General features: G+C 62.1%; 19 protein-coding genes, 1 tRNA gene and 1 riboswitch. Of the genes, 9 read left to right on the top strand and 11 right to left on the bottom strand.

All coding sequences use genetic code 11. The features are described 5' to 3' along the window. Positions 1-92: 92 nt before the first annotated feature. The 4 genes from AC58EF_RS10380 to AC58EF_RS10365 are packed head-to-tail and all read left to right on the top strand — an operon-like array spanning position 93 to position 7,198. Positions 93-2,432: a TonB-dependent receptor gene (locus tag AC58EF_RS10380; RefSeq protein WP_497276060.1), complete on the top strand. Its 2,340-nt coding sequence runs from the start codon at positions 93-95 to the stop codon at positions 2,430-2,432. Further along, a complete protein-coding gene (locus AC58EF_RS10375) occupies positions 2,425-3,639 on the top strand; it encodes a CapA family protein (protein WP_497276058.1) in 1,215 nt (404 codons plus the stop codon). Before AC58EF_RS10380 ends, AC58EF_RS10375 begins: the two co-directional genes overlap by 8 nt. Beyond that, positions 3,636-5,126, top strand: coding sequence for an MmgE/PrpD family protein (locus AC58EF_RS10370; protein WP_497276057.1), 1,491 nt, complete (start codon positions 3,636-3,638; stop codon positions 5,124-5,126). The genes AC58EF_RS10375 and AC58EF_RS10370 overlap by 4 nt, the downstream gene beginning before the upstream one ends. Then, entirely contained in the window at positions 5,030-7,198 is a 2,169-nt protein-coding gene (locus AC58EF_RS10365) for an outer membrane protein assembly factor BamB family protein (protein WP_497276056.1), read from the top strand. Before AC58EF_RS10370 ends, AC58EF_RS10365 begins: the two co-directional genes overlap by 97 nt. A gap of 224 nt (positions 7,199-7,422) precedes the next feature. Here the strand turns inward: AC58EF_RS10365 and AC58EF_RS10360 are convergent, their stop codons facing one another. After that, a complete protein-coding gene (locus tag AC58EF_RS10360) occupies positions 7,423-7,974 on the bottom strand; it encodes a MarR family winged helix-turn-helix transcriptional regulator (RefSeq protein WP_497276055.1) in 552 nt (183 codons plus the stop codon). Positions 7,975-8,342: 368 nt separating this feature from the next. On the opposite strand from AC58EF_RS10360, the gene AC58EF_RS10355 reads away from it, so the two are divergent. Next, positions 8,343-9,569, top strand: coding sequence for an MFS transporter (locus AC58EF_RS10355; RefSeq protein ID WP_497276054.1), 1,227 nt, complete (start codon positions 8,343-8,345; stop codon positions 9,567-9,569). A 236-nt stretch (positions 9,570-9,805) separates the two neighbouring features. On the opposite strand, the gene AC58EF_RS10350 is transcribed toward AC58EF_RS10355, so the two are convergent. Both AC58EF_RS10350 and AC58EF_RS10345 read right to left on the bottom strand, forming a co-directional pair. After that, entirely contained in the window at positions 9,806-10,600 is a 795-nt protein-coding gene (locus AC58EF_RS10350) for an SDR family NAD(P)-dependent oxidoreductase (protein WP_497276052.1), read from the bottom strand. Between the two features lie 385 nt (positions 10,601-10,985). Beyond that, positions 10,986-11,072 (bottom strand) — tRNA-Leu (locus AC58EF_RS10345). 150 nt (positions 11,073-11,222) lie between these two features. On the opposite strand from AC58EF_RS10345, the gene AC58EF_RS10340 reads away from it, so the two are divergent. Next, positions 11,223-11,735, top strand: coding sequence for a hypothetical protein (locus AC58EF_RS10340; protein WP_497276051.1), 513 nt, complete (start codon positions 11,223-11,225; stop codon positions 11,733-11,735). Positions 11,736-11,741: 6 nt separating this feature from the next. Here AC58EF_RS10340 and gltB read toward each other — a convergent pair whose 3' ends face one another. The 6 genes from gltB to AC58EF_RS10310 form a co-directional block, all read right to left on the bottom strand. Then, positions 11,742-16,271 carry a glutamate synthase large subunit gene (gene gltB, locus AC58EF_RS10335; RefSeq protein WP_497276050.1) on the bottom strand — a complete coding sequence of 1,510 codons (4,530 nt, stop codon included), beginning with the start codon at positions 16,269-16,271 and terminating at the stop codon, positions 11,742-11,744. Continuing rightward, positions 16,268-16,786, bottom strand: a complete 519-nt coding sequence (locus AC58EF_RS10330) for a DUF2059 domain-containing protein (protein WP_497276048.1) — start codon at positions 16,784-16,786, stop codon at positions 16,268-16,270. Before AC58EF_RS10330 ends, gltB begins: the two co-directional genes overlap by 4 nt. Next, positions 16,786-18,231 (bottom strand): NAD(P)-dependent oxidoreductase, encoded by a 1,446-nt coding sequence (locus AC58EF_RS10325; RefSeq protein WP_497276046.1) that lies wholly within the window; start codon positions 18,229-18,231, stop codon positions 16,786-16,788. Before AC58EF_RS10325 ends, AC58EF_RS10330 begins: the two co-directional genes overlap by 1 nt. Before the next feature lie 166 nt (positions 18,232-18,397). After that, positions 18,398-19,207, bottom strand: coding sequence for an undecaprenyl-diphosphate phosphatase (locus tag AC58EF_RS10320; protein WP_497276045.1), 810 nt, complete (start codon positions 19,205-19,207; stop codon positions 18,398-18,400). A gap of 187 nt (positions 19,208-19,394) precedes the next feature. Continuing rightward, complete coding sequence (locus AC58EF_RS10315) at positions 19,395-20,321, bottom strand: complex I NDUFA9 subunit family protein (RefSeq protein WP_497276044.1); 927 nt, start codon at positions 20,319-20,321, stop codon at positions 19,395-19,397. An 84-nt stretch (positions 20,322-20,405) separates the two neighbouring features. Continuing rightward, complete coding sequence (locus AC58EF_RS10310) at positions 20,406-20,984, bottom strand: TMEM165/GDT1 family protein (protein ID WP_497276043.1); 579 nt, start codon at positions 20,982-20,984, stop codon at positions 20,406-20,408. A gap of 17 nt (positions 20,985-21,001) precedes the next feature. Continuing rightward, a riboswitch (yybP-ykoY riboswitch) is annotated at positions 21,002-21,192 on the bottom strand. 33 nt (positions 21,193-21,225) lie between these two features. On the opposite strand from AC58EF_RS10310, the gene AC58EF_RS10305 reads away from it, so the two are divergent. Next, positions 21,226-21,639: a DUF1801 domain-containing protein gene (locus AC58EF_RS10305; RefSeq protein WP_497276042.1), complete on the top strand. Its 414-nt coding sequence runs from the start codon at positions 21,226-21,228 to the stop codon at positions 21,637-21,639. 63 nt (positions 21,640-21,702) lie between these two features. On the opposite strand, the gene AC58EF_RS10300 is transcribed toward AC58EF_RS10305, so the two are convergent. Then, positions 21,703-22,842, bottom strand: a complete 1,140-nt coding sequence (locus AC58EF_RS10300) for a calcium-binding protein (protein ID WP_497276040.1) — start codon at positions 22,840-22,842, stop codon at positions 21,703-21,705. Positions 22,843-23,091: 249 nt separating this feature from the next. Beyond that, positions 23,092-23,970: a 3-hydroxybutyryl-CoA dehydrogenase gene (locus AC58EF_RS10295; protein ID WP_497276039.1), complete on the bottom strand. Its 879-nt coding sequence runs from the start codon at positions 23,968-23,970 to the stop codon at positions 23,092-23,094. 179 nt (positions 23,971-24,149) lie between these two features. Here AC58EF_RS10295 and AC58EF_RS10290 point away from each other — a divergent pair, with 179 nt between their 5' ends. Together AC58EF_RS10290 and tolQ are read left to right on the top strand one after the other, a co-directional pair. Further along, positions 24,150-24,620, top strand: coding sequence for a YbgC/FadM family acyl-CoA thioesterase (locus AC58EF_RS10290; protein ID WP_497276038.1), 471 nt, complete (start codon positions 24,150-24,152; stop codon positions 24,618-24,620). After that, the gene (tolQ, locus tag AC58EF_RS10285; RefSeq protein WP_497276036.1) at positions 24,617-25,321 is read left to right on the top strand and encodes a protein TolQ; all 705 of its coding nucleotides are present in this window, start codon (positions 24,617-24,619) and stop codon (positions 25,319-25,321) included. The genes AC58EF_RS10290 and tolQ overlap by 4 nt, the downstream gene beginning before the upstream one ends. The last annotated feature ends 5 nt before the right edge of the window (positions 25,322-25,326 follow it).

Raw genomic sequence — 25,326 nt, 5'->3', positions numbered from 1 at the left:
AATTGCCTTGTTGAAACAAATTACCTATGATAGATACATAAAGACATTTCTAGGACGTTGCCTAAAAGACAAAAGCAGGCCTGGAGGGGAAAATGCAGAAAGTGCAATGCAAGCTTCTTGCTGCGTCCGCCTTGATGCTCGCCACGCAACCGGCGTTCGCGCAGCAACCGACCAGTGATGAGCTTCAGGGAACAAGCGCTCCTTCGCAGGGCGTGGCGGATATCGTGGTATACGCCAGGCGCGTGCAGGAGCGCGCGCAAACGGTGCCGCTCGCCATCACCGTATTAAACGACGAAGCGCTTAGACGGGCGGAAGTGGTGGAGATCGCGGATCTTCAGGGGCAAGCCCCCTCCCTTTTCATCGCTACCGGTGCCAGTGGTCCTACGGCTGCGGCGATCAGCATTCGCGGGCAAGTGCAGTCCGACAGCAAGCTCTACGCCGACCCTTCAGTCGCTATCTACATCGATGACGTGAACATACCACGTCAGGTGGGACTGCGTGCCGCCTTTCTCGACCTTCAGGCGGTCGAGGTGTTAAAAGGACCCCAGGGCACGCTTTTTGGCAAGAATACGACCGGCGGCGCCCTGTTGTTGACATCCAAGCGACCCAACCTGTCCGAAGTTGGCGGCTTCGCCGAGGGTTCAGCAGGATCGAACGGCTTCCTAAGGTTCACGGCAGCGGTGTCAGTTCCGATCGTCACGGATAAGCTCGCGATCCGCTTTGCGGTTCAGAATGTGATGAGGGACGGTTTCGGCCGCAATGGCATTGGTCAGCGATTGGGGAATGTGAGCGACTTCGCTTACCGCGCGTCGCTGCGTTGGGAGCCTTCCGACTCTGTGCGGCTTTTCCTTTCCACAGACTATGATCGGTTTCGGACCGATGGCCCCAATACCGTAATCACCCATATTAATCCGCTCGCCTTCAATGCGTCCGGCTCGCCGATCAACGGCCTTGCGTCCCCCCTGACCGAAATCGCCCGCGCCTTGGGGCTGGCTCCACCGACTGGCACACCATCAAGAACGGCATTCGAGGCGGCCTATGAGGCCTTCAAGGCCCAGTCGGTGCTGCCCAATGGCAGCCCCTATGATATGCGGGGCGTTTTTCCGACGTTCGCTCATCTTCGATTGAGGGGCTATTCCGCCGATTTCTCCGCTGACGTCGGGGATCTGACCTTCCGCTCGATCACCGGGCATCGTTCAATGGATAGGAACGAGCAGCTCGACTATGACACCACTATCTTCAACATCCTGAAGCCGTCCGCCTATGTCTATTCCAAGCAGTTCACACAGGAGCTTCAACTCCTCAACGGCAAGGACAATCCACTGTCCTTCATCATGGGGTTGTTCTACAGCCACGAGAAGGGCGACGAGGGCGGCGTCACCGTCCAGATTCCGCTGGCGTCTTCGTCAAGCCCGAACGTTTCGAACTTCACGATCAAGAATGTCAGTTACGCCGCGTTTGTTCAGGCGAATTATCGTCTCACCGATCGGCTGAAACTGACGGGCGGATTGCGCTATACCAAGATCACGCAGGACGCATGGCTGCGCAACCGTTCGGCACGCGGCTGTTCCATCCCCAACTCGCTGCTGACCAACCCGCCGGTCTGCGAGACCTTTCTGGGCACCAGCGCCAAGAAGCCGTCCTACCTCGTTAGCCTGGACTATCAGGTCAACCCTGATGTGCTGCTCTATGCCAAGACCAGCAGCAGCTTTCGCGGGGGAGGCGTCAATGCGAAGGCCACCGGCAATGCCGATGCGTTCACGACGTTCAAGCCCGAACTTGCCACCGACTATGAACTCGGTTTCAAGAGCGACCTGCTCGATCGTCGCCTGCGGGTCAACGGCGCCGCCTATTATACCAATTACAAGGATATTCAACGGACAGTTGCCGTTATCCTGAACAATGTTTTGGTAACACGTAACAATAATGCAGCCACGGCCAAGATCTATGGCGCTGAACTTGAAGTGACTGCCCGTCCCGTTTCACGTCTGTCTCTTGGGGGCTCGTTCGGCTGGGTTCATGCACGCTATGGGACTTTCTTTGATGCTGCACTGGGTGATCGGTCGAACGATCCCTTTCCAGTCCCGGAATATCAGTTCAGCCTGAATGGTAGCTATCGCCAGCCGATCGGCGGCGGCGAACTGGAATTCCACACCAACTATAGCTGGCAAAGCACCGTCGTTTACCGTCCCGAAGCGATCTATGACGATACGGTAACCCAAAAGAAGTTCGGGCTGTGGGATGCACGGATATCCTATCAAACCGATAGTAACCCGAACTTAAGTGTCGCGCTGTTCTGCAAGAACATCACCGATAAGCGATATTTCACCAATTTCTATAACTTCGATTCCAGTCTCGGGTACAATATGGGCTATGTCGCTCAGCCTAGATTTTATGGTTTCGAACTCCGCTTCAAATTAAACGGTGGATGATATTTATCATCCTTCTAAAGAAAAAAGATACCTTCCATTTCAGGAGAAATTGTCCATGCAGACCGAAGTAGAACTGCTCGGTGTCGGCGATGTCATGATCAGACGAGAGGAGCCGCTCTCTGCTTTCGCTCTAGCACGCAACAGGATGCGTAAAGCCGACATCATGTTCGGCAATTGCGAGGCCATCTACGCAGAAGCGAATTATGACCGCAATCCATCCGCGCGAGGGCAAGGGACGCTTTGCCCTCCCAAGAATGTGGCGGCGCTTGTCGACGGGGGGTTCCATGTCATGTCGTTCGCCAACAACCATAGTTTCGACTTTGGCTATGGCGGCTTTCGCGAGACCAGGCAGCGCTTGCAGGATGCCGGCATATTGATCGGCGGCGCTGGTAACGACCTCGACGAAGCCCGCAGGCCGATCATCTATGAAGCCAAGGGCACCCGTGTCGCCTTTCTCTGCTACAATTCGATACTGTTCCCCGGATACGCAGCCGCCCGAAACAAGGCCGGGATCACGCCGCTCAACATCTTCACCTATTATGAGCAGATCGAGCATGAGCAGCCCGCGTCCAAGCCACGCATCCGCAGTCAGTGCAAACCGGAGGACATGGCTGCCCTGCGCGAAGATATACAAAGAGCGCGGGAACTCGCGGACATCGTCGTCATATCTCCGCACTGGGGCATCCACTTCACGCCAGTGACCATCGCCGAATATGAGATGCAGATCGCCCGTGACGCCATCGATGCGGGTGCCGACATTGTCATGGGGCACCATCAGCACATCCTCAAGGGCGTTGAGATCTATAAGGGCAAGCCGATCTTCTACGGTCTCGGCAACTTCCTGATCGACACCTACATGCTGCCGAGTCAAGGCGCGCCAGTTGAAGCCGGCAGCGATGCGATAAAAGAGATGGTGTCCAATCATGGCGCCTATGGCGTCGCCTACCGCCCGGATACCCCAAGCTATCCTTTTCACGCCGATGCCCGGCAGACGATGATCGCCCGCTTTGTGCTGAAGGGCGGCGAGATCGTGGAGACATCGTATCTGCCGACCTATATCAACAATGACGGGCAGCCCCAGATTTTGGCGGCCGACGATCCGCTGTTCGATCAGGTCGCCGATTACGTCACGCGGATCACGGCCGAAGCAGGATTGAAGGCACGGTTCGAGAGGCAGGGCGACCGGGTGATCGTGCATCAGGCATGACGATGCCCGAACAGCCTGCGCGATCTCCTCAAGACGCCATGCTCTACACGCCACGCATGGCGAGCTTCGCTTGCGAGATCAATTATGACAGCCTGCCCGCGCAGACCGCCCATGCCGCCAAAAGGCTGATCCTGGATTCTGTTGGATGCGCAATTGGTGGACTATCGACCGACGGCGGCAGGATCGCGGCGGAGGTCGCCGACACTCTGGGCGGCCATCCGCAGGCGACGATCCTGGGCACGCGGACCAAAAGTTCGGTTGTCAATGCCGCTTTTGCGAACGGCCAAGCGTCACTCGCGCTCGATGCTGACCATATCCTGCTGAACCACGGCCATCATGGCTGCGCCGTAGTGATGCCGGCGCTCGCGATCGGCGAATGGCTGGGCGCCTCGGGTCGCGACGTTCTCACTGCGGCGACGGCCGGCTATGAGGTGGCGGCGCGCATCGGCCTCGCCCTGCGCCGGCACGAGCGAGACGATCAGGGCAATCTCGTCCACGCCGCAACGACCGGACTGAGCTGGGGCATATTTGGTGCCGCGGTGGCGGCCGGCCGCCTGCTCGGACTGGATGCCGTGCGGATGAATCAGGCATTGGGCATAGCGGGGCACATCGCGCCCATTCCCACCAGCGGACGCTTCCTTCGGCGCAGGGATGCGCCCGATCCCTCCGTGCCCATGTCCAAATATGTGATGCAGGGGAGCCTTGCCGAGGGCGGCATCAAGGCGGCGCTGCTCGCGCAAGCGGGGTTCACCGGCGATCTGACGATCCTGGATGGCGACAATGGCTTCTGGAAACTGGCCGGCGCGCTTGGCTACGAATGGGACTTTCTGACATCGGGTCTGGGCGAGCGCTGGCTGATCGACGAGGACGCCTTCAAGCCTTATCCGGCAAACCGGCACTGCAACGCCGCCATTGCGTTGTTCGTCGATCTCATCGAGGAATATCGGCTAGCCATCGAGGATATCGAGCATGTCGATGCCGGGCTCAACCCGACGGGCTTTCGCCAGGGTCTGGGCACGCGAAGTTTCAGAACCGAGATCGACACGCAATTCTGCCTTCCCTATCTGCTGGCGGTTGCGGCGCTGGGGGTGCCGCCGGGTCCCGGCTGGCACAGGCTGGCGCTGCGGGAGGATCCGCGCGTTGCCGCGTTCATGGAAAGGGTCGATGTGCACCTCGACGACAGTACCGTCGCGGCGGTCGAGGCGCAGCTGAACGATGGCAATCTCTATCGTTTGTGCCCGGTCTCGATGACGATAAAGGCGAACGGCCGGGTCTTGCATCGCCGTGCGGACTATACCAAAGGTGATCCATGGTCGCCCGATACGGTCATGTCGGATGAGGAACTGACGCAAAAGTTCGTGAACTTTACGGCCGATCGGATCGACGAGCCATGCGCGAAAAGGGCTTGCGGGATCATTTTATCGCTGGAGGGCGAATCCGATCTCGACGGCCTTGTCGAAGCGCTCACGCCGGGGCGGCCGTGCTGATGCAGCGTGCTTTTTTGCCGACAGCATTTGCGATTCTGACGCTGTCGGCCAGCTGGACGATCGGCACCAGCCGGGCCGGAAGCGCATCGCCGCCGCCCGGCGACCCTGCAACAGGCAAGCGGGTCTATCAGCAGAAATGCGCGAGCTGCCATGGTCCGAACTTGGACGACGGACAGTTCGCGGTTGCACTCAAGGGGCGTGCATTCGCTACGAGGTGGAGCAAGCTCGGTGTCACCGCCTTGTTACGCAAGATCGCGACCATGCCGCCTGGCGCACAGCAAAAGGAAGATGCTCCAGAGAATTATGATCTTCGCGCCTTTCTCCTGAAGCAGAACAAGATTCTCGGGGCACTCGGCGCCGCCGAGCCGGCAATTGCCGCGGCGGCTGGGAGCGCGATGGGAAATGGTCCACGAGAGAAGGGCCTAACCCAGGCCACGGCACACGCCCGTCACCTGCGGCCCGTGTCGCAGGCTCTCCTGGAACAGCCGCCTGCGGAGGAATGGCTCCATTGGCGTGCAACTTACGGGCAGAGCGGTTACAGTCCGCTTAGCCAAATCACGCCCGGGAACGTCTCGCGGCTGCAACTGGTCTGGACCGCCGAACTCCCCGACGGGCCGGTACAAGCAGCGCCGTTGATGCACGACGGCGCGCTGTTCATCCAGATCGGCGGCACGGTCCAGGCATTTGATGCGCGAAGCGGCGATCTACTCTGGCGTTACAGCAGGTCGCTCCCGGCCGATCTCAAGGATTTCAGCCCGCAGAATCTGACAAAGCGCAACATGGCTCTTTGGGGCGACGCGCTGATCGCGGCGATGCCCGACATGCGCCTGGTGGCGATCGACATTTCCTCCGGCACCGTGAAATGGGAAAGCGAGATCGTCGACTATCACAGCCGGTGGGTGACCACCGCGGGACCGCTTGTCGCCCGCGGCGTCGTACTCCAGGGCGTTTCGGGCGCGTCGGCGCGTCAGCCCGGTGGCGGCTTCATCGCTGGATATGATGTGGAGACCGGAAAGACGCTATGGCGGTTCAACACGGTCGCACATCCGAACGAGGCCGGCGGTGACAGCTGGAATGGGCTGCCCGCAACTGCCCGGAGCGGCGGGGCGGTCTGGATTGCAGGCTCATTCGCGCCTGACATCGGACTGGCCTATTTCGGCGTGGCGCCGACCTATGACACGGCGCCGCTTACCCAGCCCTCGCGGCCGGGCGCCAATATCGATGCACTCTACACGGATAGCACTGTCGCGCTCGATCCTGTGACGGGAAAGCTGCGTTGGTACTACCAGCATATGCGCAACGACCAATGGGATCTGGACTGGGCCTTCGAACGAATCGTCATCGAGCCGAAAGCGGGAGAAGGCATGCAGATTGTCACGGGCGGGAAGCCCGCGATCTTCGATGTGCTCGACGCGACAACCGGGCAATATGAATTTTCAAAGGACTTCGATCTTCAGAACCTTGTCACGCATATCGATGCGCGGACGGGAGAAAAGACCGTCGATCCGGCCCTCCGGCCCGAAGCGGGCAAAGCCCGCCGCATCTGCGGCTACGGGCGCAACTGGCCCAGCAGCGCGGTTTATCCCGCAACAAAAGTGCTTGTCGTGCCCCTTGAGGAAATTTGCTATGAATGGGAGCCTGCCGCTGCAGGCGCACGCGCCGTGTTGTCCACGGGCTACTCCCCTCGCGTCACGCCTCTATCCCGCGATGGCAAGATCGGCAGGATAGCGGCCTTTGACCTGATGAACCGCAAGACGCTATGGACGGTGCGCAATGCTGAGCCCAATAGTTCGGCGATACTCGCCACCGGCGGCGGCCTCGCCTTTCACGGCGATGTGGCCCGCCGGTTCCGCGCAATGGACGCGGCAACGGGCAGATATCTCTGGTCCGTGCGCCTGAGCAACCTGCCAACCGGATTCCCGATCAGCTACGCCATCGCCGGGCGCCAATATATTGCGATCGCTACTGGCGGTGGATCGCCACATATCCAGGGGCTTGCTGGCCTGATGCCGAGATTGCAGGTTCCTCCCCCAGGCCGCGCGCAACTCTGGGTGTTCGCGCTTCCCGAATAACCGGCGCGATCATCCGGCGGGCGATGGCCAGAGCAGATTCCGATCCGATTGCATCGGCTCGGCTGCTATAGAGCATTTTCAAGTCAGATGGAAACATCTGACGACTCGGAAAATACGGAAAACAAAGGAAAATTAGAGCATTATCCGATTCAATCTGATCGGATAAATGCTCTAGTGGTCCGATTCTGACATTTGCATCCATGCGTGCCCGCGAATCGGCAGAGCTAATCCGGGAGCCGTGCATCTTCGATCCAGGGGCCCACATCGGCGAGGTCGGAATCTGACAGATGCCGCCTTTTGGGCGTGCTCCCCTGCTTCTGCTGCTCCAATATTGCCGCACTGTTTGATAAGCGCTGCATGAGCCGACCAGCTTCGAACAATGTTTCCTGCTCACTCACTGAAAGATTCGAGAGAATCAGATCTGCAAACCATTCATAATAGTCATGTCGAAAACTACGAACCGCTTGCAATCCCTCCTGGGTCAACTCGATGAAAATCTTGCGGCCATCATCAGGATGATTCCGTCGGACCGTCAATCCCATGGATTCAAGAGATCGCAGTACGGCAGCTACATTCGCATTGTTCATTTCCAGCTGATCACATAGCTGACCCGGAGTAATTTTTCCGTTCGAGCGCTCGATAGCTACAAGCATTTGAAGTCGTCTAAAAGAAATTCCAATACGAGATGGAAGTACATTGAAAAGACAACGATTGAGAGCTTTTATCTGAGCGCGCAGCTCTGACGCTTTTTGCTCGAAAGCTTCCTTGTCTGTCATATCTATCTTTTAGTGTAAGAGGTCATGTCAGGTCAATCGCGCCGCCCGCATCCTGCAAGAGGTTCGCAGTTTCGCGCCAGGGCCCTTCATCCACTCCCCCGGAATGCACGCCCCGAAAGCCACTTCACATTCGCTGCACGGCGCTTTGTCAGCTTCTGCGGGTTTCTGGCGCGTATCAATTTAGCCTAACTCCTGAATAGACGATCTATCGTCATTCATATCCCTATGTACCATAGGTAAAATCAATGATAGTGATTTTCCCAATATCTGCCTGACAGGAGCGCCGGCACAACATGGCGCGTAAAAGGGGGAGAGGCGCCATGCACACAAAGCGGAAGGTGGTCGGGAACCCCAATGAATGGGTCGATATGGGCGTGGGTTCGCGTTGGTATCTCCTAATCCTGTTGTCCACGATCATGCTTTTCAATCAGGTCGACCGCGCCGTGCCTTCGTTGATTGTCGAACCGCTAAAGGCGGCATTCGGGCTGACAGACGCGGCTGTCGGGGCGATTGGAGGGCTCGCTCATGCGCTTGGCCTCAGCCTTATGGTTTTGCCAATGGGCTGGCTGGTCGACCGGCTGTCGCGGAAATATGTTCTCGGAATTGCGGTGTGCATCTGGAGCGTCCTTACCGCGCTTGGCGCCTTTGCGACCAGTTTCTGGTCACTCTTCATGTTGCGGCTGGGCGTCGGTGCCGCAGAGGCAGCGGGCGCGCCGGCGTCGGTATCCCTGATCGCGTCGGCATTTCGTGACCGGGACCGACCGACGGCGCTCGGCCTCTATTATCTGCATATTCCGCTGGGCACGATGCTCATGTTCGGCGTGGGAGCCTTGATCGTGAATTGGGGGGGATGGCAGGCGGCGTTCCTGTTCGCGGGTCTGCCGGGTTTCATTCTCGCATTGCTTTTGATGACGACTGTTCCCGACATCCCCCATGACACGACGGAATCTGCGCAACGGACGGGGCAAAAGACGAGCTTCACGCTTCTCCGTAATGTCGCCTTCCGTCGAACCGTGGGCGCTGCAACATTGGCCTCGATCGCTCAGGTTTCGATGTGGACATGGATGGCGGCCTTCTTCCTGCGTCACCACCATTTATCCCTTGTCCAGGCAGGGCTCATCGTTACCGTCGCGCTCGGCGCCGCCAAGGCTGTCGGATCGGCGATGTCGGGTCCGCTCGTAAAATATCTCTCAGTTGATCGACCACAACATATTTGGCGTTATCCCAGTCTCGCCCTGACGGCCACGGTTCCACTTGGCTGGGCCATGATCTTCACCCAGTCGACGGCCACCAGCATCATCTTCGCCATTCTGTTCGGGCTGGCCATGGGCGGTTGGGCTGGGCCAACGACCACCCAATTGGTGGCCGCCGTTCGTCCGGACGAACGGGGCATGTCGGTCAGCATCTACCAATTGTCGACCAATCTCCTCGGCGCCGGCCTCGGTCCCTTGATGACCGGCGCGGTCAGCGACGCTCTGGGAGGCAATCGCACGCTGGGAACGGCCATGGCGCTCGTTGTAACGCTGAATTTCGGCGCCGCGCTGCTGCTCTATCTTGCTGGCAGGAGGCTCGAGCCCCAAACTGAACGAGTTTGACGAAAGGGCTGCAGCTCCGCTTACTATCAAACCAGCCTATGTCATGGTCATGTTGGAGGGGCGCGCATCAGGCCGCGGCCAAACAAGCACATCTCAAAATTGAAATGCAACTATAATGCTATTGTCCGATCTGACTCTCGGAGTCAGTTTGGATATGCACCTTAGGCGCATCCGTATCGAAAAAGCGCTCTTTCGCGCATTTTCCAAACAGTCCATCATTCCTGGCGAATATAATATTAAAAGTCAGTGCCGCCATCGACATTGGCAATAAGACCATTCGTATATGCCGCACGTTCTGAAAGAAGAAAAGCAATCATTTCGCCAACCTCGTTAGCACGACCTAATCTTTCTTGAGACGTATTCAATTTCATTGTATCACGCAAAAGGATTTTTTCAGACTCTTCCTGAGTATATCCGGTAGATTCTGATATTTCTAATATTCTATATTTTGATCTCTCAGTCAATATCGCTCCAGGGCAAACACAATTTGTTCTGACGCCCAATTGTCCGTATGTTTTAGCAAGATTTTTAGTGAGATTTATCAAGGCTGCCTTATAAACAGCATAAGGAAAAAGATAGGACTTCGGCGCTCGAGCGGAATAGGCGCTCAGAATAACAATCTGACCGCCTGCCGCTTGCACCATATTGGGTATAATTGCTTTACAGCTTCTGACCGTCCCCATCACAATATCGTTGTGAAAGCTCAGCCAATCCTTTTCAGAGATATCGAGAAACGGTTCAGATCGAGATGCAAGAAAATGCGTCACGGCAAGGCCGCGTATCTCGCCCCATTTCGCAATAACATGCTCAACGGCCTTTTCGACCGAACCCTCCACCAGCACATCGGCGGCCAATGCGAGCATTTCTGAGCCGACCTCGTCGGCAAAGCGGGCCACCGCTTCCACATCGGGGGATCGGCTGATGATTGCAACCCGCCCACCTTCACGCGCGATTATCTTGGCGGTTTCCCACCCCATTCCGCGCGATCCGCCTATTATGATATAAGCCCTGCCCGAAACGCCAAGATCCACGTCTCTCTCCCATTATATGGCCTCAATATGCCTTCAACGCCGGCCTGCATCGCACATCGGCTGTGAATTCCGGTTGCCCGCTGTGCAATATATTATGCGTTTAGCTCGAACGGGCCTGCGCCCCGCCTTTGTGGTAACATAATCGGAGTCGGGAACATACTTTAATGAAAGTTCCACGCAGGCGGCCACTGGTTCACTTGGACCAACATGATGCTTGGTCGAAATTGCAGGGAGACAGGCGGGTCGTTGCGTCGCGAAAATGGGTCTCACAGTGACCGAAGTGACTGCCGCCATATTTGGGGCCTTCCCCAAAGCACCGGAAAAACCGCAAGAATTTGTCCCCGAAGGGATAAATTTACTTCTACATCAGAGATTTATGGCTGTCTGGTGCGGTCAAGAAGACTCGAACTTCCACGGCCTTTCGGCCACAACGACCTCAACGTTGCGCGTCTACCAATTCCGCCATGACCGCACATCAAACAGGAAACCGGCGGGGCCGGTGCCTTGGTAGGAGGCGGCCCTTAGCAAAGGCTTTTGGGTCATGCAACAAGTGATCTGCATCCGCGTTATGATTGTCGCAAAGGGAGTTGTTCCTTCCCCGGCATAGGAGCGAGGACAAGCGATGCGACTGTGGATGCTGTCAGCAACGACGATGGCCGCGGCGGCGGCCATGGGGTTGGCGCTGGGCGGCTATGTCACCAGTCCGCAGCGTTCATCGCCGGAAAGAGCGGACGCTCCCTATGGCGCCCTGCAGGCCAGCGAGGCGACACAGGCGCCGATCGATAAGCCCGGCCCGACCGAGATTCACTGCACCGGATGCGGCCCGACGCTCGCCGATCGCCATTATGCGGCGCAGATGGCGGGGCTGGATGGCGACGGCATGATTTCGGGCAGCGACGATCCGGTCGTGCAGGATTATCTGGCCGACGCGCAAGCGACGCCACCGGCGGGCGCCGCGCCCCCCACCCCCGTGCCTCCGCTTCCAGCCAATATAGCGCCATTCGCCGACAGCGCGCCCGCGGCGCCGCCGCCGGTGCCCGTGGCGATAGCGCCGACACAGGAAGGGGCCGGCCGGACCCATGCGGAGCCGTCGCCCCCCATCGTTCCGACCAGCCCCCAAAATAAAGGCCTGTAGGCCGGCTTATTCCGCCGCGACCACCTCCGCCGGCGCATCGCTCAGCGGATGGGCGAGGCGGTTCACCATTTCCTTCGGGCAGACCTGCCAGAAGTAACGGCGCCAGCGATCCCAGTCGTCCAATATGGTGTTCGACCATTTGCTGTCGGTCGCCACCGCATGTTGGGCGATAAGGGCCTTGAGCTCCGCCTCCCAATGCGCGCTTTCCAGCCGTTGCCAGATGATGCTTTCGGGGTTGGCACGCGTCGGGAAGCTGCCATCCTCGTCGAGGATGAAGGCCATGCCGCCGGTCATGCCCGCGCCGAAATTGGCCCCCGTCTGGCCCAGGATCACCGCCGTGCCGCCGGTCATATATTCGCAGCCGTTCGCGCCGCAGCCTTCGACCACCACCTGCGCGCCCGAGTTGCGGACGGCGAAGCGTTCGCCCGCCTGCCCCGCCGCGAACAGCTTGCCGCTGGTCGCGCCGTAGAGCACGGTGTTGCCGAGGATGGTGTTGTCCTTCGACGACAGCGGCGAGGATACGGTCGTGCGCACCGAGATGATGCCGCCCGACAATCCCTTGCCGACATAGTCGTTGGCGTCGCCGAACACTTCCAGCTTGATGCCCTTGCAGAGGAAGGCGCCCAATGACTGGCCGGCCGAGCCGCGCAGGCGGACGGTCAGATGGCCGTCGGCCAGCGTCGACATGCCGAACTTCTCGGTTACGGCGGCGGACAGGCGGGTGCCCACGGCGCGATGCGTGTTGCGCACCGTATAGGTGAGTTGCATCTTCTCGCCGCGCTCGAACACCGCGCGCGCATCCTTCATCATCTGCGCGTCCAGGCTTTCGGGCACCGGGTTGCGGCCCTCCAGGCTGAAGCGGCGCTGGTCGTCGGGCGCATCGACCTTGGCCAGGATCGGGTTGAGGTCGAGATCGTCCAGATGCTCGGCGCCGCGATTGACCTGCTTCAGCAGCTCGGTCCGCCCGATCACGTCGTCCAGGCTGCGATAGCCCAGACGCGCGAGGATTTCGCGCACTTCCTCGGCGATGAAGGTCATAAGGTTGATGACCTTCTCCGGCGTGCCGGTGAACTTCGCCCGCAGCTTCTCGTCCTGCACGCAGACGCCGACCGGGCAGGTGTTGCTGTGGCACTGGCGCACCATGATGCAGCCCATGGCCACCAGCGACAGCGTGCCGATGCCGAACTCTTCCGCGCCCAGGATCGCGGCGATCACGATGTCGCGGCCGGTCTTGAGGCCGCCATCGGTGCGCAGCTTCACCCGGTGGCGCAGGCCATTGAGGGTCAGCACCTGATTGGCTTCGGACAGGCCCATTTCCCAGGGCGTGCCGGCATATTTGATCGAGGTCTGGGGCGACGCGCCGGTGCCGCCGACATGGCCGGCGACCAGGATGACGTCGGCATGGGCCTTGGCCACGCCCGCCGCCACGGTGCCGATGCCCGCCTGACTGACCAGCTTCACGCAGACCCGCGCGCGCGGATTGATCATCTTGCAGTCGTAGATGAGCTGCGCCAGATCCTCGATCGAATAAATGTCATGGTGCGGCGGCGGCGAGATCAAAGTCACGCCGGGCGTCGAATGGCGCAGGCGGGCGATGAACTCGGTCACCTTGAAACCGGGCAGCTGGCCGCCCTCGCCGGGCTTGGCGCCCTGCGCGACCTTGATCTCGATCTCCTCGGCCGACCCCAGATATTCGGCATGGACACCGAAGCGGCCGCTAGCGATCTGCTTGATCACCGAATTGGCGTTGTCGCCATTTTCATAGGGCTTGAAGCGGTTCGCATCCTCGCCGCCCTCGCCCGACACCGCCTTGGCGCCGATGCGGTTCATCGCGATCGCCAGCGTCTCATGCGCTTCGGGGCTGAGCGCGCCCAGCGACATGCCCGGCGTCACGAAGCGCTTGCGGATCTCCGTCGTGGCTTCCACCTCGTCGATCGGCACCGCCTCGCGCGCGAAATTAAACTCCAGCAGGTCGCGCAGATAGACCGGCGGCAAATCGCGCACCCCGCGCGAGAATTGCAGATAGGTCGAATAGCTGTCGGTCGCGACCGACGTCTGGAGCAAGTGCATCAACTGCGCCGAATAGGCATGGGCCTCGCCGCCATTGCGCTGGCGATAGAAGCCGCCGACCGGCAGGCGCACCGCCGCCGCATCGAACGCCGCCTCATGGCGCAGCATCGCGCTGTAATGGAGCGAGGCATAGCCTTCGCCCGAAATCTTCGCCGGCATACCGGGGAAGAGATCGTTGACCAGCGCGCGCGACAGGCCGACCGCTTCGAAATTATAGCCGCCGCGATAGGAGCTGATGACCGCGATGCCCATTTTGGACATGATCTTGAGCAGGCCTTCGTTGATCGCCACCCGGTAACGCTCGACGCACTGGTCGAAGCTCAAGTCGCCGAACAGGCCACGGGCGTGACGGTCGGCGATGCTCGCCTCGGCCAGATAGGCGTTCACCGTGGTCGCGCCGACGCCGATCAACACCGCATAATAATGGGTGTCGAGCGCTTCGGCCGAACGTATGTTGATCGATGCGTAGCTGCGCAGCCCCTTGCGGACCAGATGGGTGTGGACCGCCGCCGCCGCCAGCACGCCCTGGATGGCGACGCGGTCGGCGCCGACGCCCTCATCGGTCAGGAAGATTTCGGTGCGGCCCTCGCGCACCGCCTGCTCGGCCTCCTCACGGATGCGGCGAATCGCGGCGCGCAGCTGCTCCTGCCCGCCGGTCGCGGGGAAGGTGCAGTCGATCTCGGCCACGGCAGGACCGAAATAGGCCTTCAGCCGCGCCCATTCGGCGCTCGTCACCACCGGCGATTCCAGCACCAGAACATGGCTGCTCTGCGCCCCTTCCTCCAATATGTTGTGGAGGTTGGAGAAGCGCGTCTTCAGGCTCATCACATGCCGTTCGCGCAAGCTGTCGATCGGCGGGTTCGTGACCTGGCTGAAATTCTGGCGGAAGAAATGGCTGATCGTGCGCGGCTTGTCGGAAATGACGGCGAGCGGTGTGTCGTCGCCCATCGACCCGATGGCTTCCTTCGCATCCTCGACCATGGGGCTGAGGATCAGCTCCATATCCTCCAGCGTCAGGTTGGCGGCGACCTGACGGCGGGTCAGTTCCGCCTTGTCCCAGGACGGCAACGCGCTCGGCGCGTCGGCCAGATCGTCGACGGTCAGAAAGTCCTTGATCAGGTCGCCATAGGGACGCTCGCCCGCAATCTGGTCCTTGATCGCGCGGTCGTCATAGATTTCGCCTTCCTGCAGGTCGACGGCGATCATCTGGCCCGGACCCATGCGGCCCTTCTTGACGATGGTGGTTTCGGGCACGACGACCATGCCGGTTTCCGACCCCACGATCAGCAGATTGTCGCCGGTCAGCGTGTAGCGCAGCGGGCGCAGCGCGTTGCGGTCGACCCCCGCCACGACCCAGCGGCCGTCGGTCATCGCCAGCGCGGCGGGGCCGTCCCACGGCTCCATCACGGAGGCGAGATATTCATACATGTCGGCATGGGCCTTGGGCAGTTCGGCGCTTTCCGCCTGCCAAGCCTCTGGCACCAGCATCAGCTTGGCGGTCGGCGCGTCGCGGCCCGAACGGCAGATCGCCTCGAACACTGCGTCGAGCGCGGCGGTGTCGGACGCGCCGGCGGGGATCACCGGCTTGATATCTTCCGACTGCTCGCCGAAGGCGAGGCTCGCCATCTTGATCTCGTGGCTTTTCATCCAGTTCTGGTTGCCGCGGATCGTGTTGATCTCGCCATTATGGGCGAGGGTGCGGAACGGCTGGGCCAGCCACCATTGCGGGAAGGTGTTGGTCGAATAGCGCTGGTGGAAGATGGCGACGCGGCTCTCGAACCGTTCGTCCTGCAGGTCGGGGTAGAAGACCGACAGCGATTCGGCGAGGAACAGCCCCTTGTAGATGATCGAGCGGCACGACAGCGAGCAGATGTAGAAGTCGTTGATCTGGCTCGCGATCACCTTCTTCTCGATGCGGCGGCGGATCAGGTAGAGATCCTTCTCGAACTCGGCCATGTCGCGTTCTTCGGGCATCGGCCCGGCGATCATGATCTGTTCGATTTCGGGGCGGGTGCGCTGCGCCTTCTCGCCGATCACGGACACGTCGACCGGCACCTGCCGCCAGCCATAGATGGTGTAGCCCGCGTCGATGATCTCCGCCTCGACGATGGTGCGGCAGGTTTCCTGGGCGCTCAGGTCCGTGCGCGGCAGGAAGACCATGCCGACGGCGAGGCGGTTGGGCAGCGGCTTGTGCCCGCTGTCGGCGATGCAGTCGTCGAAGAAGCGGACCGGCAGGTCGACATGGATGCCTGCGCCGTCGCCGGTCTTGCCGTCCGCGTCCACGGCGCCGCGATGCCATACGGCCTTGAGCGCATCGATCGCGCTCGCGACCACGCGGCGGCTGGCGCGCCCGTCGGTCGCGGCGACCAGGCCCACGCCGCAGGCGTCGCCTTCGAGGTCGGGGTGATACATGCCCTCGGCAGCGATGCGAGCGCGTTCGGCTTCGGTTGCGATATAGTTGTTCATGACCGGGATGGAACCTTTAGGTTGGCCTTTTGCAGGCGGTCAATGATAACCGGAAGGGCGGCTTGAGCCGCGGCGCGACCCACGTCCGCGCCCGCGCTCATGCTCTCAGCGGTAATTGTCGGCATCATGGCGATGAATTGCTGGCCCGAAGCGGTGCGATAAAAGGCCGTCAGGTCGCGCAATTCTTGGTCCGTAAGATGATTGGCGTAGGCATCTCGCGTAACCCTGACCATTTCAGGCAGCTTCGCTGCGAAAGCTCGTTGCATTTCTTCGGAAACGATGCGCCGTACCTGATCTGCCTGTCCTTCGTTGCCACGAACGACCATAGGCATGATCATCTCGACAATCTGCGGGATCACTGACATCTGAAGCTCACCGACGCGGGCAAGTTCGACCAATTCGTCAGCAAGCGCCAGATGCGCCGGGGTTTGTGCGATCTGAGGCTTCTCCGCCGCGGGCTGGGCGGCTAGCGGAGCAGCAAGGAGCGCAAGCGGGATGAAAAGCGCGACGCGCATCACGCCACCACCCTCTCGCCCGCCTTCGCCTTGGCGCGCAAATAGCGGTGCATATGCTCCGTCACGTCGCGCCCATCGCGGATCGCCCAGACCACCAGCGACGCGCCGCGCACGATGTCGCCCGCCGCGAACACGCCGTCCATGCTGGTCATCATCGTCTTGTGATCGACGCGCAACGTGCCCCAGCGGGTGACGGACAGGTCTTCCGCGCCGAACAGGCGGGGCAGTTCCTCCGGGTCATAGCCCAGCGCCTTGATGACCAGATCGGCGTCCAGCGTATGTTCGCTGCCCGGATCGGGTTCGGGGGCGCGGCGGCCCGAAGCGTCGGGCTGGCCAAGGCGCATCTTCGTCACCTTGACGCCGGTCACATGCTCGGTGCCCTCGAACGCGATCGGCGCGGTCAGCCAGACGAACTCGACGCCTTCTTCTTCCGCATTGGCGACTTCGCGCTGCGACCCGGGCATATTCTCCCGGTCGCGGCGATAGAGGCACTTCACCGACGCCGCGCCCTGGCGGATGGCGGTGCGGACGCAGTCCATCGCGGTGTCGCCGCCGCCGATGACGACGACATTCTTGCCCGTCGCCAGCAGCGTGCCGTCCTCATGTTCCGGCACGGCGTCGCCAAAGCCCGCCCGGTTGGAGGCGGTGAGGTAGTCGAGCGCCTTGACCACGCCCGACGCGCCGACGCCCGGCGCCTTGATGTCGCGCGGCTTGTAGACGCCGGTGGCGATCAGCACCGCGTCATGCTTCTCGCGCAGCTGCTCCATCGTCGCGTCGCGGCCGACCTCGAAGCTTTCATGGAAGACGATCCCGCCGTCCTTGAGGCGCTGGATGCGGCGCATGACCACGTCCTTCTCCAGCTTGAAGCCGGGAATGCCATAGGTCAGCAGCCCGCCGGCGCGGTCGTGCCGGTCGTAGACATGCACCTCATAGCCGGCGACGCGCAGATATTCGGCGGTGGTCAGGCCCGCCGGACCCGCGCCGATGACGCCGACCGACTGGCCGGTGGGCTTGCCGGGGACGAGCGGCTCGACCCAGCCTTCCTTCCAGGCGGTGTCGGTGATGTATTTTTCGACGCTGCCGATGGTGACGGCGCCATGGCCGGAAAATTCGATGACGCAATTGCCTTCGCACAGGCGATCCTGCGGACAGATGCGGCCGCAGATTTCCGGCATGGTGCTGGTGAGGTTGCTCAGCTCATAGGCTTCGCGCAGCCGCCCCTCGGCAGTCAGGCGCAGCCAGTCGGGAATATGATTGTGCAGCGGGCAATGGGTCGAGCAATAGGGCACGCCGCATTGCGAGCAGCGCGACGCCTGCTCCTCCGCCCTGTCCAGGATGAAGCTGCGGCTGATTTCCAGAAAATCCTCGGCGCGATCGTCGGCCGCGCGCTTTTCCGGGTAGGCCTGACCCAGGCCCACGAATTTCAGCATCGGATTGTCGCCCATGACCTGCGTCCCTGTCTATGTTGCTGAAGCGCGCATAACAGGAAAACCCGCAGAGTCACGCGGTTTTTGCCATTTAGGTAAGTTATTATGACCTATTATTTGGACTTTTGCTTTCTTGTTGCGAACGAATCGCAAATATAGGGCCGATATTATGGCCGATCCGGCACTATCTGGCGGCCAGCCATATCAGAGCCGCCACGCCGGCGACGATTCGGTACCAGGCGAAGGGCGCGAAACCATGTTTCGACACGAGTCCCACGAACCATCTGATGACCAGCAGCGCCACGAAGAAGGAGACGACGAAGCCCAGGGCGATGCTGCCCCAGCCCACCGCCGCGCTGGTGATCTGATCGCCTTTCTTGAGCAGTTCCAGCGTGGTCGCGCCCAGCATGGTGGGGATGGCGAGGAAGAAGCTGAACTCGGCCGCCGTGCGGCGCTCGACGCCCAGCGTCAGCGCGCCCATGATCGTCGCGCCGGACCGGCTGACGCCGGGGATCATGGAAATACACTGGATCAGGCCGATGCCCAGCACACGCGCCAGCGGGATATCGGCAATGCCGTGGAAGCGTTGTTCCTTGACCGCCCGCTCGATCAACAGGATGGCGATGCCGCCCGCGATCAAGGCCCAGGCCACAACGTGTGGGGCGCCCAGCAGCACTTCGATATAGTCGTGCAGCGCCAGGCCGATGACGGCGGACGGGATGAAAGCGAGCAGCAGATTGCGCAGAAAGCGCCAGCTCACCGGCTCGCGGCGCAGCAGGCCCATCCCCACCGCCCAGAAGGTGCGCCAGTAAAGCACCACCACCGCCAGGATCGCGCCCAATTGGATGACGACGTTGAACATCGCCCAGGTGGATGCGTCATAGCCCAGCAGCTCGCTCGCGAGGATCAGGTGGCCGGTCGAGGACACGGGCAGAAATTCGGTCAACCCCTCCACGATGCCGAGCAGGATGACCGTCAGATAGTGCATGTCCATGGGGGTGTGCGATCCTCGATGGGGCTGGATGGGGCTAGGCGCGCCAAACCCTCCCCCTTGAACAAGGGGAGGGTCGAAAGGCGCAAGGAGATTGGAGCCGCACCATGCCGCAGTGCAGCGAAAAGACAAGGACGCCCGGCACGGCCGGTCGCGGTCGATGATCGGCCCGTCGAGCGGGTCGAATCGTTCAGGCCTTGGCCCGGCCGGCGAAGCGGCCATGCCTGCGGTAGCGAACCATCCACTTGTCGGCGACCGACCCCAGCGGCGTGGGGGCGACGCCCAGCGCCTCCAGTCCTTCAGCCCCTGCCGCCGCGACATTGTCGCGGCCCAGCATGGCGAGCTGGTCGCGGGTGATCGGACCGCCGGGCAGCATGGCGAGCAGCGACGCGAACCCGCCGGGCACCTCGACCAGCGGCCGGTCGCGGCCGATCGTCTTGGCGATCCAGCCATTGATCTGCTTCATGCTCATCACCTGCGGGCCGGCGACCTCATAGGTCTTGCCGCCATGAACGCCCGGCTGCTCGGCCGCATTGGCGATCGCCTGCGCGACGTCGGCGACATAGACGGGCTGGAACTTGGTCGCCGCGCTGATCACCGGGATCACCGGCGCCGAGCTGATGATCTGGGCGAAGCGGTTGAGGAACTGGTCTTCCGGCCCGAAGATGATCGACGGGCGGATGATCGTCACGGTCGGGAAGGCGGCCTTCACCGCCTCCTCGCCCGCCGCCTTCGACCGGCCATAGGCCGACGGGCTGGCGGCGTCCGCACCGATCGCCGAGACATGGACCAGCGCATCGACGCTGGCCGCAGCCGCCGCCTTCGCCACATTGGCCGCGCCTTCATGATGGAAGGCGTCGAAATCGCCGGACAGGATGCCGACCAGGTTGATGACGATGTCGCTGCCGGTGATGGCGCGCGTGACCGTGGCGGGCTTGCGGATGTCGGCGGCGACGAACTGGGTCTGGCCCAGATTGCCGAGCGACTTCACCTTCACCGCGCTGGCGAGATCGCGCTGCGCGATCCGCACGCGCGCGCCCCGCGCCATCAGCGCCTGGGCGACCTGACGGCCCAGAAAGCCGCCGCCGCCGAAGATCGTAACCAGACTGTCCTTCATCACGCGCGTCCCATATCTTTCGCCAAGGGGAATGACTGCGCATCCCCTTGCAACAGCCGCCACCCGCTGACAACCCGTTCTATCCTATCCGATCCAGCCTTGAAGGTCAGCCAGCATCCACAGGCCCAGCCCCAGGAACAGCAGCGCAGCACCGACCTGCAACGCCCGCATCGGCACCTTGCGCGCCAGCGCCTCGCCGAACAGCACGGCCGGGACATTGGCGATCATCATGCCCAGCGTCGTGCCCGCCGTCACCCCCAGCAGATTGTCGAAGCGCGCGCCCAGCGCCACGGTCGCCACCTGCGTCTTGTCGCCCATCTCGACCAGGAAGAAGGCGACCAGCGTGGTGACGAACACGCTGGCCTTCGACGGCGCCTTCAACGGCCCGTCCTCGTCGATCGAATCGGGGATCAACGTCCAGCCGGCCATGCCGATGAAGGAAGCGGCGATGAAGTAGCGGAACCAGGGCTGCGTCAGCACGCCGGCGATCGAATGACCGACCAGCGCGGCGAGGAAATGATTGGCGAGGGTGGCGAACAGGATGCCCAGGATGATCGGCACCGGCTTGCGAAAGCGGGTGGCGAGCAGCATGGCGAGCAGCTGCGTCTTGTCGCCCATTTCGGCGAGCGCGACCAGCGCGGCGGAGGTAAGGAGAGCTTCCATCTGACTGTTCCGGGGCCGGGCGAAGGTTGACAGACGCAATGCCACCGCCGCCTCCCGCCCGGCCGGACAGAAAAGCGCCGATGCCATTGGTCTCGCCCGATGCGGCATGTTGCCGCCCCCCATACGCCATGACCTCTCGGCCAAATATGTTGACGCATGGCCCGTCCGCATGACGCGGACGGCTGGCTACTCCCCAGATGACGCGCTAGCCTCTAGGCGAGGCAGGCGGAGAAGGCAAGCCATGACGCAGGTCAACAAGACGGTCGAAACCGACGCGGCGGTCGAGGATTTTCTGGCGCGGGTCGAACCCGCCGAGCGCCAGGCCGACGGCAGGACGGTCATGGCGCTGATGGCGCGCCTGTCGGGCGAACCGCCGCGCCTGTGGGGACCAAGCATCATCGGCTTTGGCCGCTACCATTATCGCTATGACAGCGGGCGCGAGGGCGATATGTGCCGGATCGGCTTTTCCCCGCGCAAGGCCGAGCTGGTCTTCTATCTCGCCGGACTGGACGACGCGGATTTCGCGCCGCTGGGAAAGCATCGGCGCGGCAAGGGCTGCCTCTATGTCAAGCGCCTCGACCAGATCGACAGGGCAGTGCTGGAGCGGCTGATCGTCAAGAGCCTCGTCCATATGGACCGCGCCTATCCCCGGTAAGGGGGCAGGATGGGATACCACGCCCGCCGCATCGGAAGGCGCGGCATCCCGGAAGCATCACATTCAGGCGAAGATGAAGTCCGCGCCGGAGATATGGCTGGCCGTCAGCGTCGTGTTGACGCTGGCGACGTCTATGCTGAATTCCGCCCCGGCGGAGGTCACGACATCGAGGATGACATGGCCGGCCGCGCCGTCATGGGCGAAGACGGTGCCCGCCGCGCCGCTGGACGAGAATTTGGTGACGCCCAGCTTCTCCAGCACGATACGGTCGGACCCGTCCTGAAAATCGACGATCCTGTCGCCGCCATCGAGCGCGCCCGCGCCCTTGAAGATGAACCAGTCGCCCCCGGCGCCGCCCCACATCCTGTCCGCGCCCTGCTCGCCGAAGATCTTGTCGATCCCGCCGTCGCCATGCAGTTCGTCCGCGCCCAGGCCGCCATAAAGGATGTCATTGCCTTCGCCGCCATAGAGGATGTCATTGCCATCCTCGGCGCTCATCATGTCGTCCTGATTGCCGCCGTCGAGGAAATCATTCCCCGCCCCGGACTGGAGATTGTCGCGGCCATCGCCGCCATAGAGCCTGTCCAGCCCCCATTCGGACACGATGATGTCGTCGCCCGCGTCGCCGGTGAGGTAGTTGTTGCCATCGCCGCCGTCGACACGATCATTGCCGACGCCGCCATAGACATGGTCGTCGCCCGACTGGCCCTTCAGCTTGTCATTGCCGTCCTCGCCATAGATGCGGTCGTTGCCGGCGCCGCCGCCGACCGCCTGGGTGGTCAGCTTGCCGGTGGCGGGGTTGATCTCGTTGATGAATCCGTCATCGCCCGCACCGGCATAGATCAGGTCATCGCCGGTCCCGCCGTCGAGATAGTCCCGGCCGCCGCCCGAACGGATGATGTCGTTGCCGGCGTCGCCCAATATCTGGTCATGGCCGTCATATGTCTCGATCGTATCGGCGCCATCGCCGCCCGACACGATATTGTTGCCGGTCCCGCCATGAAGATAGTCATTGCCCAGGCCGCCATCGAGCCGGTCGTTCCCGGCCTCGCCATAGAGGGTGTCGTTCCCGGCATTCCCCTCCATATAATCGTCGCCCAGACCACCCCAGATCTGGTCGTCGCCGTCCAGTCCCGAGATGCTGTCATTCTGTGAAGTCCCCTTGATGCTGTTCTTGAGGTTGGTTCCTACCAGCCTAGCCATGTACGACCTCTTCTTTCTCAACGATGCCGACAGGCTTATCCTACCGCCGGCCCGTTAATGTTTTCGTCCAACTATGCGTGCCAGGCAGCCCCGCCGGGCGACATGCAGTCGCCCGGTTGCCCGCCCAGCGTCGCCCCTAGACGGGCATAGTTGGCGATCGAAGGTCATGCGCCGCCCGCCCGGCGCGATTTCGGCGCGGCTGAGCGTCGTTCGGAAATGTTTCCGAGCCAGCCGGATCGGGAAGACGGATCAGCGGGTCGGGACCGGCTCCGGCCCCGAATAGTCGTAGAAGCCGCGCCCGGTCTTGCGGCCGTACCAGCCCGCCTCGACATATTTCACCAGCAGCGGCGCGGGGCGATATTTGGGATCGCCGGTGGTGCTGAGGAAAACATTCAATATTTCCAGAGCCGTATCCAAACCGACAAAGTCGAGCAGCGTCAGCGGCCCCATCGGATGGTTGAGCCCCAGCTTGCAGCCCTGATCGATGTCGGTGACGCTGCCCACGCCCTCGCCCAGCACGAACACCGCCTCATTCAGCATCGGCAGCAGGATGCGGTTCACCACAAAGCCCGGTGCGTCGAAGGCATGGACGGTCGTCTTGCCGATCTTTCCAGCGAAGCCTTCCACCGCGGCCACCGTCTCGGGCGTAGTGGCGAGGCCGCGAATGACCTCCACCAGCACCATCACCGGAACGGGATTGAAGAAATGGACGCCGACGAAGCGCCCCGCATCGGGCGCGGCCTGCGCCAGGCGGGTGATCGGGATGGAGGAGGTGTTGGTGGCGAGGATGGCGTCCGGCGCCAGTATCTTGCCGACATTGGCGAAAATGGCGCGCTTCACCTCCTCGCGCTCGGTCGCGGCCTCGATCACCAACTGCGCGCCGGCCAGCGGCGCGATGTCGCCTGCGGGCTTGATCCGGGCAAGCGCGGCATCGGCGTCGGCCTTCGTCATCTTTTCCTTCTCGACCGCGCGGGCGAGCAGCTTGGCGATGCCCGCCAGCCCCTTTTCCGCGCGCGGCAGGTCGATGTCGGAAAGAATGACGTCATAACCCGCCTGCGCCGCGACCTGCGCGATTCCCGCGCCCATCTGACCCGCGCCGATCACGCCCACCGTGCGAATATCCGTCATGCCCTGTCTCTCCATGTTGAATCGTCCCCTCCCCCTTAACCGCGCCGTCGCCCGACGGCCAGTGCGGGGAACCCATGGATTCAGGGAGGCGATGAATTGTGCGGCTGCAACCGACGGATTGGTGCGGTTGCGTGATTTCCGGCTTTGCGCCGGGCCGCCGCCATGGTTAAAAGCCCGCCATGCCTGTTTCCGAATTGATGCCAGCGCCGGCGACCGGACGCTTCGCCGCCGCCGTGCATCATTTCCCGCTGCGCATCTATTTCGAGGACACCGACCTGTCGGGCCTCGTCTACCACGCCAATTATCTCCGCTACATGGAGCGCGCCCGGTCCGACATGCTGCGCATCGCCGGCATCGACCAGCGCGGCGAGCATGAAGGCGGCAGCGGCGTCTATGCCGTCACCGACCTCCAGATCCGCTATCGCCGTCCGGCGCGGCTGGACGACGACCTGATGGTGGTCAGCCGCGTGGCCGACGTGCGCGCGGCGAGCTGCGTCATTCATCAGTCAGTCATGCGCGGCGCGGAACAGTTGACCGACGCCACCATCACCGTCGCCTGGCTGACGCCCCAGGGCCGTCCGCAGCGGCAACCCAAAGCCTGGACCGACATTTTCACTCGCCTTTGCCAAGGGGAAGACATCCACCCATGACCCTCAACCTGCCTGCCGGCGCGATGACCGACGCCGCGACCATTTCCCCGCTCGCCCTGTTCCTCCAGGCCGACATCGTCGTCAAAGGGGTGATGATCGGCCTGCTTCTGGCCAGCATCTGGACTTGGGCGATGATCATCGGCTTCAGCTTCACCCTGCGCCGGGCGAGCAAGGAAAGCCGCAAGTTCGAAGCCGATTTCTGGAAGGCGGAGGATATCGACCGCTTCTATGAATCGCGCGGCAAGTCCGAATTTCCGGCCGCCAAGGTGATGGCCGCCGGCGTCACCGAATGGCGCCGCTCGACCGCGCAGAAGGTGATCGACCGCGAAGGGACGCGCGACCGCCTGTCGACCTCGATGTCCAGCACGATCGCGGCCGAGGTCGACCGGCTTTCGGATCGGCTCAACATCCTCGCCACCATCGGTTCGGTCGCGCCCTTCGTCGGCCTGTTCGGCACGGTCTGGGGCATCATGCGCGCCTTCACCTCGATCGCCGCCGAACAGAACAGCTCGCTCGCGGTCGTGGCGCCGGGCATCGCCGAAGCGCTGTTCGCCACCGCCATCGGCCTGTTCGCGGCGATCCCGGCGGTCATCGCCTACAACCGCTTCAGCCATGGCATCAACCGGCTGGAATCGGGCCTGACCCGCTTCGCCGACGGCTTCTATTCGACGCTCAGCCGTGAGCTGGAGGCGCAGCGATGAAAGCG

This window comes from Sphingobium sp. WR1, assembly GCF_059693745.1.
Note: the sequence above shows the minus strand (reverse complement) of the source record. Positions and strands in the feature narration are given on the sequence as shown.

Excerpts from the sequence above, each read along its gene's own strand:
- AC58EF_RS10380 (WP_497276060.1), top strand. The coding sequence starts at position 93 with ATGCAGAAAGTGCAATGCAAGCTTCTTGCTGCGTCCGCCTTGATGCTC.
- AC58EF_RS10370 (WP_497276057.1), top strand. The coding sequence starts at position 3,636 with ATGACGATGCCCGAACAGCCTGCGCGATCTCCTCAAGACGCCATGCTC.
- AC58EF_RS10365 (WP_497276056.1), top strand. The coding sequence starts at position 5,030 with ATGCGCGAAAAGGGCTTGCGGGATCATTTTATCGCTGGAGGGCGAATC.
- AC58EF_RS10360 (WP_497276055.1), bottom strand. The coding sequence starts at position 7,974 with ATGACAGACAAGGAAGCTTTCGAGCAAAAAGCGTCAGAGCTGCGCGCT.
- AC58EF_RS10355 (WP_497276054.1), top strand. The coding sequence starts at position 8,343 with ATGGGCGTGGGTTCGCGTTGGTATCTCCTAATCCTGTTGTCCACGATC.
- AC58EF_RS10340 (WP_497276051.1), top strand. The coding sequence starts at position 11,223 with ATGCGACTGTGGATGCTGTCAGCAACGACGATGGCCGCGGCGGCGGCC.
- gltB (WP_497276050.1), bottom strand. The coding sequence starts at position 16,271 with ATGAACAACTATATCGCAACCGAAGCCGAACGCGCTCGCATCGCTGCC.
- AC58EF_RS10330 (WP_497276048.1), bottom strand. The coding sequence starts at position 16,786 with ATGCGCGTCGCGCTTTTCATCCCGCTTGCGCTCCTTGCTGCTCCGCTA.
- AC58EF_RS10325 (WP_497276046.1), bottom strand. The coding sequence starts at position 18,231 with ATGGGCGACAATCCGATGCTGAAATTCGTGGGCCTGGGTCAGGCCTAC.
- AC58EF_RS10320 (WP_497276045.1), bottom strand. The coding sequence starts at position 19,207 with ATGGACATGCACTATCTGACGGTCATCCTGCTCGGCATCGTGGAGGGG.
- AC58EF_RS10315 (WP_497276044.1), bottom strand. The coding sequence starts at position 20,321 with ATGAAGGACAGTCTGGTTACGATCTTCGGCGGCGGCGGCTTTCTGGGC.
- AC58EF_RS10310 (WP_497276043.1), bottom strand. The coding sequence starts at position 20,984 with ATGGAAGCTCTCCTTACCTCCGCCGCGCTGGTCGCGCTCGCCGAAATG.
- AC58EF_RS10305 (WP_497276042.1), top strand. The coding sequence starts at position 21,226 with ATGACGCAGGTCAACAAGACGGTCGAAACCGACGCGGCGGTCGAGGAT.
- AC58EF_RS10300 (WP_497276040.1), bottom strand. The coding sequence starts at position 22,842 with ATGGCTAGGCTGGTAGGAACCAACCTCAAGAACAGCATCAAGGGGACT.
- AC58EF_RS10295 (WP_497276039.1), bottom strand. The coding sequence starts at position 23,970 with ATGACGGATATTCGCACGGTGGGCGTGATCGGCGCGGGTCAGATGGGC.
- AC58EF_RS10290 (WP_497276038.1), top strand. The coding sequence starts at position 24,150 with ATGCCTGTTTCCGAATTGATGCCAGCGCCGGCGACCGGACGCTTCGCC.
- tolQ (WP_497276036.1), top strand. The coding sequence starts at position 24,617 with ATGACCCTCAACCTGCCTGCCGGCGCGATGACCGACGCCGCGACCATT.